This is a genomic window from Sphingobacterium alimentarium, from assembly GCF_004342685.1.
Lineage (GTDB): Bacteria > Bacteroidota > Bacteroidia > Sphingobacteriales > Sphingobacteriaceae > Sphingobacterium > Sphingobacterium alimentarium.
Genome location: NZ_SMBZ01000084.1, coordinates 1 through 5280, shown reverse-complemented (window position 1 = coordinate 5280; position 5280 = coordinate 1). Strand labels below are relative to the sequence as shown.

Annotated in this window: 8 protein-coding genes; 2 read left to right on the top strand and 6 right to left on the bottom strand. The window is 39.9% G+C overall.

Annotation, left to right across the window (positions count from 1 at the left end):
* Positions 1-223: hypothetical protein (locus EDC17_RS17150; RefSeq protein ID WP_207895802.1), on the top strand; the 223-nt coding region annotated here is incomplete at its 5' end.
* Here EDC17_RS17150 and EDC17_RS16475 read toward each other — a convergent pair.
* From EDC17_RS16475 to EDC17_RS16465, 3 genes are read right to left on the bottom strand one after another with little or no spacing between them, the layout of a single operon-like run.
* The gene (locus tag EDC17_RS16475; RefSeq protein ID WP_132779306.1) at positions 186-1082 is read right to left on the bottom strand and encodes an aldo/keto reductase; all 897 of its coding nucleotides are present in this window, start codon (positions 1080-1082) and stop codon (positions 186-188) included. The genes EDC17_RS17150 and EDC17_RS16475 overlap by 38 nt on opposite strands.
* Before the next feature lie 8 nt (positions 1083-1090).
* Positions 1091-1807, bottom strand: a complete 717-nt coding sequence (locus EDC17_RS16470) for an FKBP-type peptidyl-prolyl cis-trans isomerase (RefSeq protein ID WP_132779304.1) — start codon at positions 1805-1807, stop codon at positions 1091-1093.
* Entirely contained in the window at positions 1804-2790 is a 987-nt protein-coding gene (locus tag EDC17_RS16465) for a glycosyltransferase family protein (protein WP_132779302.1), read from the bottom strand. Before EDC17_RS16465 ends, EDC17_RS16470 begins: the two co-directional genes overlap by 4 nt.
* A gap of 122 nt (positions 2791-2912) precedes the next feature.
* Between EDC17_RS16465 and EDC17_RS16460 the strand changes: the two genes are divergently transcribed.
* Positions 2913-3194: a phospholipase C/P1 nuclease family protein gene (locus EDC17_RS16460; protein ID WP_132779300.1), complete on the top strand. Its 282-nt coding sequence runs from the start codon at positions 2913-2915 to the stop codon at positions 3192-3194.
* A gap of 11 nt (positions 3195-3205) precedes the next feature.
* On the opposite strand, the gene EDC17_RS16455 is transcribed toward EDC17_RS16460, so the two are convergent.
* From EDC17_RS16455 to EDC17_RS16445, 3 genes are all read right to left on the bottom strand, one after another.
* Positions 3206-3400, bottom strand: a complete 195-nt coding sequence (locus EDC17_RS16455; protein WP_132779298.1) for a hypothetical protein — start codon at positions 3398-3400, stop codon at positions 3206-3208.
* Positions 3401-3577: 177 nt separating this feature from the next.
* Positions 3578-4507, bottom strand: coding sequence for a DUF7507 domain-containing protein (locus tag EDC17_RS16450; protein WP_132779297.1), 930 nt, complete (start codon positions 4505-4507; stop codon positions 3578-3580).
* The gene (locus EDC17_RS16445) at positions 4470-5069 is read right to left on the bottom strand and encodes a DUF11 domain-containing protein (protein ID WP_132779295.1); all 600 of its coding nucleotides are present in this window, start codon (positions 5067-5069) and stop codon (positions 4470-4472) included. Before EDC17_RS16445 ends, EDC17_RS16450 begins: the two co-directional genes overlap by 38 nt.
* Positions 5070-5280: the final 211 nt, after the last annotated feature.

Below are 5280 nucleotides of genomic sequence, written 5' to 3'. Positions count from 1 at the left end.
GAGAGTTTGCCTAATGCTTCCTTCAGATTCCACCTCACGGTGGACACCCTTGCCTTCGGCTAACACTTCCAACTGTAATGGCGTGTTCGGGACTTACACCCTAGAGTTATCGCCCATGCCGGGCACACCACAGAAAAGCCGTAAAGTAATACTTTACGGCTTTTTGTATAATAGGATAATAAAATCTAATTTATATGGTCTTGATACGATAGAGCTTGCATAGGCAGGTAATAATTGCCCATATTAAATGATGTCAATTCTTGAGTTGCTTGAAGCAAATTCTCTAGATGCTCAGCGGTACGTATCCCGATTACAGCGGCAGTCACCTGTTGACGTTGTAACAAATAAGCTAAAGCCACGGTTTCTTTGCTAATGCCTTCTTGTTTAGCTACTACCGATACCCAGTTTGCAATTTTTTCGACTTGGACTGGGCTATGCTGCAAATAATCTTTGGCAGGCTTATTCAGCAGCAATCCCTGTGCAAATGCTCCGCGCACCAATATAGAGATGCCCTGTTCTCTCAATTCCCCGACATACGCTTCGGGCCTTGTATCGAGTAAACTGAATTGCATCATATTAGAGACCATATTCGATTGCGCAGCGAATGGTAGAAATACATTCGGACGAATAGAAGAAATACCGTACTCTTTTATTTTACCACTTTGCTTTAATTTCTCCAATGTATCAACCACTTCATCCAAGTTATCTTCTTTGGTACCGCCATGAATTTGATACAAGTCTATATAATCTGTGCCTAATCGCGTAAGCGAATCGTCAATAGCTTTGTTTATATAATCCTTAGAAACATTCCATTTCCAACCGGATCTATCCTTATTCCATTCGTTGCCTACTTTAGTAGCTATAACAAGTTGCTGTCTTATCCCTTTGACAGCCTTTCCTAATAGCCTTTCATTCTCCCCAAAATCATACAGATCTGCAGTATCGAAATAGTTTATCCCATTATCTACAGCCTGATTTATGAGTGCTACATAATCCATATTTGTAGATGGGGACATAGACATACAGCCAATACCCACGCTAGAAATTTTTATACTTGAATTACCTAGTGTATTGTATTGCATAGCAATGATTAATATATATTCAACAGCTCTACTTCAAAAATAAGTGTACTATAAGGTGGAATAGGTCCAGAATCTCTTTCTCCATACCCTAGATGTTGAGGTATAAAGAATTTATATTTTGATCCGACCTTCATCAAAGGAATACCAATTTTCCAACCTTCAATTACACGATTAAGATAAAGCTTTATGGGCTCATTTCTATCGTAGGAACTATCAAATTGTGTGCCGTCTATCAATGTTCCTCTATAGTGTACTTCCACTTCCGACTCTGCCGTGGGCTGTGCGCCATCTCCTTCTCTAAGAATTTCATATTGCACACCTTCCTCCGTAACCTTTACTTCTGGGCGCTTTTTATTTTGTTCTAAAAACTCTTCTCCTGGTTTCTTTTGTTCAGCGACTTTCTGCTCGTAAGCTTTTTCGTATTCTTGCTGAATCACCTGCATTTTTTGATCCTCTGTGAGTAATAATGAATCTCCATTAAGCGCGGCTTTCAATCCCTCTTTGAACATATCTGATTGAATGTTGAATCCAGCCTTTTTTAAATTACTCGCCCCATCAATGCCCAAAGCATACGACAAGGAGTCGTTTGTATTTTTTAATAAAGGGGCGGTAGCTATTTTGCTATTAGAAGTTGGCTTTTTAGCTGAAGATTTTTTGGTTTGTGCAGCTAGATGCTGAGAAGATAGTATGCCTACTATGAATAGACTGGCAAGGGTTAGTTTCATGTATTTTTATTTATAATAGTCTCGATTATTTCCATTGTATTGTTTGGATAGTCCACCTTAACAGTTTCTGAACTATTCAGCCAGAGTTCGATATCGTACTCATACTTTTTCTTTAAACTCTTAATGATAGGCACGCCTATATCTTCCAGGGCAGCGGCATTCAGATGCTGCTCGTACTGATTTTTCATAGGAATAGCCAACACTTTTTTGCCAAGATATAGGGCTTCAGCAGGAGTTTCAAAACCCGCACCACATAGTACTCCTTCGGCAGAAGCCATGCTTTTCACAAATTCATCATTGTTAATAGGCTGAATCTTTACGTTCTTGACATGTAATGGCTTAGTATTATGCTTTGAAAACACTTCCCATCGTACGTCCGAAAATTTTGTAAGATGCTTGAGTAGATGAGCATCATCATACGAGGGTAAATATACGGTGTAATGTCCTAGATTAGTAGGTTCTAATTTTCGGATAGGTTCCCGGATTACGGGAGTGAAAATTGTCTTATGGTACTTTTTGAAGTGGAATCCATAGGACTGACTGACCGGAGCATAATTTTTCATGATGAATTTGCCCATCATGTCCGTGTCCTCAGGTTTGGGACTATCGGGATGCATGGCCCCTATTTGATGGCTTAGACCTATACAAGGTTGTTCCCGAATCTGACAGGCCCACGCTGTAATGGGCTCAAAATCGTTTATTACAAGATCATAATTCTCCACCGGCACATCTTTGACCTCTTGAATCAATTTGCGTACTGTCGAACTCATAAAGGTCTTCCACAAATCTACCCCACCTGTTTTTCCAAAGATAAAGCTCAGCCCATGAAGTCGGTATTTGATATCGAAGGGAATGCAGATGTCTGCCTGTATGCCACTAATAAGTACATCGACATCACCAAACTCTTGCAAACAGGGAATAATATCCATGGCACGGCACAAATGTCCATTTCCGGTCCCCTGAATAGCATATAGAATCTTCATGTATTACAATAATTTTTGCATTCCGAAATTACATATTTTTATCAGATTAACACCTGCTCCAATTAGTAAATATGTACACTTTTCATATTTTTTTGTATATTAAATCAACTAACACACTAATTATGAGAGCGATTTATCCCATATTCATCATCATAATTTTATTATGTTCGTCGTGGGGATTCTACCCGCACAAAAGGATTAATGAGACAGCTGTATTTCTGCTGCCTACGCCATTAGCTTCATTTTACAAACCTCATATCGAGAAAATCACAGAAAAAGCTGTGGATGCTGACAAAAGATGCTATGTCGGCACGATCGAAGGACCTCGGCACTATATAGATGTCGATAGATATGGCGACATTGATTCCGTACTATCAATTGGAGTCAAGCGAAAGAAAAACTAAGTGAAAGAAAGCTAATGGCATAGGGAATAATCCCATGGCAGATAAACAGAACTTACCTTAATCTCGTCGAAGCTTTCAAGACGAAGAATATACCGCGCATTATCCAACTTAGTGCCGATATCGGACATTACATTGCCGACGCACACGTGCCCCTGCATACCACGAGCAATTATAACGGGCAGTACACCAACCAAATCGGTATACATGCATTATGGGAAACAAGGATACCAGAGATGTTCTACCCCACTTACGATCTATATATCGGACCAGCCAAGTATATTTCCGATCCTGTCACTACCATTTGGCAAATTGTCAAAGAGAGTAATGCGTTGGTGGATTCGGTATTGCTACTTGAAAAACAATTGTCTCAAACATTCAAATCTTCAGAAATACGCGCCTATGTGGAACGCAATGACCAATTGATTAAGACTTATTCCGACGCGTATGTTCAAGCTTATCATCAAGCACTTAATGGCATGGTGGAAAGGCGATTTAAATTTTCGATTTACTACGTGGCTTCCTTCTGGTACTCGGCATGGGTTGAGGCCAGTGATGGTTTTCTCATCATTCTCATATGAAGATCCAGAAATATCTTTTAGTTCATTATTATACTTTTCATCTCTTCCACTGATTAAAGTCGAGTTTTCCACCTTCCCCCGTGTTATATCTTCCGGGGTAACCCTATATGAATAGCTTAATGTATGGGTTTGATTTTTTAACGTTGGTATAGCCAGCGACTGTGCTGCATCAAAAATCAGAGCATCGACTAGAGTTAAAGCACCTACCGCAATATCTCCTTCATGTAGCACATCAAACTGATAAATAATTTCATCGCCATGTGTGAATTGCTCGTTTTCGCCCGTTCCTTTATTGAAGATAGATTTTTTAAGTCGAAATTTTGGTGCTTTGTCAATATCAATACTAGTTACATCATTCGTTGTCCATGAATTCCCAGACCAATCTTTCACATCAAAATTTCTAGGATTTTTACCAAAAATAAATGCTTGATTATTGACTTTTTTTCTATTTATATCTTCTTCGGTAATGGTGTACTTGGCAGTGACGATATATTCTTCATTCTTTCGAAGAATAACACCATCCAACTTTATCGTGTGCTGATTTAACAATGAATCCACCAGCACTAGATCAGTAATATTCACTTGGCCGATATTCCGCACGGTAAAAGTATAGACTAACGTCTCGCCAACATCATGGAAACCCGAATTGTTTTCGTCCGTGTGGGTCACCGTTTTCAACAACGCCATTTGTCCCCTTTCATTGAATGGCTCTAGCAAAAAGACATCGTCCGTCATTGATCATTATGTTATTGCATCCGGCAGGTGCGCATTCCTCTTGGGCTGTACCTGGTTCTTTCTTATCCAAATCAGCTGAAGTAGCATTGGGATCAGTCGAGCCCTTCGGTCTCACGATACCCGCTGTGCCATATACCGTGCCGTAGGTCGAATCTGGCACTTGATGCGCTGAAGTATTTACCACAAACACTGCTTCACACCCATTAAGAATATCAAGATTGATTTTAGCTTTGTTTTTCACTAAAGATGTGCTCTTAACACTTACACAGTCTGTAGTAGATGGCTGCATACTATGTATGGTAAATCCTTCTGAAAGCGTATACTCAAAGGCCGCTCCTACAGCATCGGAAGGACCGTTATTGCGGACCAAAATTCGATATTCGACGACTTCGTCCAACTCAATGGTATCTTTATTGGCCGTATTCGTAACGACTTCCAGATCCGATATTTCGACCACAATTTCCCGTACAGCTGTCTCCTCCACTTGCACAGCGTAAGACCAGGTGTCCATAGCCATATTGTTACCAAAACTATTGGCTCCTGTAAATAGATTGTTGTTCACATTCACACCCACTGGTGTGGGAAAGTTATAAGTGCCCCAACGGTGACCATTGATATGACTTGGAATACCCGATAAGTTTACAATAGGATTGGAATATTCAGCAGAAAATTGGCCTAAAACCTGAATTCGATAATTAAAAAGCGTACAATTGGTTAGTTTTTACCGTTTGATATTTGATTGAAGGTTTCTTAGGGAAGAAACTGTATGCTGC

Excerpts from the sequence above, each read along its gene's own strand:
- EDC17_RS16470 (WP_132779304.1), bottom strand. The coding sequence starts at position 1,807 with ATGAAACTAACCCTTGCCAGTCTATTCATAGTAGGCATACTATCTTCT.
- EDC17_RS16455 (WP_132779298.1), bottom strand. The coding sequence starts at position 3,400 with ATGTATACCGATTTGGTTGGTGTACTGCCCGTTATAATTGCTCGTGGT.
- EDC17_RS16450 (WP_132779297.1), bottom strand. The coding sequence starts at position 4,507 with ATGACGGACGATGTCTTTTTGCTAGAGCCATTCAATGAAAGGGGACAA.
- EDC17_RS16475 (WP_132779306.1), bottom strand. The coding sequence starts at position 1,082 with ATGCAATACAATACACTAGGTAATTCAAGTATAAAAATTTCTAGCGTG.
- EDC17_RS16465 (WP_132779302.1), bottom strand. The coding sequence starts at position 2,790 with ATGAAGATTCTATATGCTATTCAGGGGACCGGAAATGGACATTTGTGC.
- EDC17_RS16460 (WP_132779300.1), top strand. The coding sequence starts at position 2,913 with ATGAGAGCGATTTATCCCATATTCATCATCATAATTTTATTATGTTCG.